The following is a 493-nucleotide window of genomic DNA, read 5'->3' on the forward strand; positions in this document are numbered from 1 at the left end:
CAGCAAGATCGAGCTTCATCAGCGCATCGACGGTTTTATCCGTCGGCTGGACGATGTCCAGTACACGCTTATGTGTACGAATTTCGTACTGATCACGCGCATCTTTGTTGACGTGCGGAGAGATCAGCACGGTGAAACGTTCCTTGCGGGTCGGCAGAGGGATTGGACCACGCACCTGAGCACCAGTACGTTTCGCGGTTTCCACGATTTCCTGGGTTGATTGATCGATCAGGCGATGGTCAAAAGCCTTCAACCGAATCCGGATTTGTTGGTTTTGCATTTGACCTCAGACTCCAATTTACCATTCCCAACGGACGGACTACGCCCGTTAAAAGGAGGCGCAATTGTACGGATGCCCCCACAGGGTGTCAATATTTAACCAACGAACGAAAAAAGGGGCCCCGGAGGGCCCCTTTTCTGATGGCAGGATCAGCGATTACTCGATGATCTTGGCAACCACGCCGGCGCCAACGGTACGGCCGCCTTCGCGGAT

At 53.8% G+C, this 493-nt stretch carries 1 protein-coding gene; it reads right to left on the bottom strand.

Translation table 11 applies throughout. From position 1 onward, the window contains the following. Positions 1–280, bottom strand: a 280-nt coding sequence (gene rpsJ, locus ACLJNW_RS23145; protein ID WP_410961077.1) for a 30S ribosomal protein S10, incomplete at its 3' end; no start/stop codon positions are given. Between the last annotated feature and the right edge of the window lie 213 nt (positions 281–493).

Origin of the sequence: Salmonella sp. SAL4457 (assembly GCF_046548235.1) — a bacterium.
In the GTDB taxonomy this organism is placed as follows: Bacteria; Pseudomonadota; Gammaproteobacteria; order Enterobacterales; family Enterobacteriaceae; genus Salmonella; species Salmonella enterica.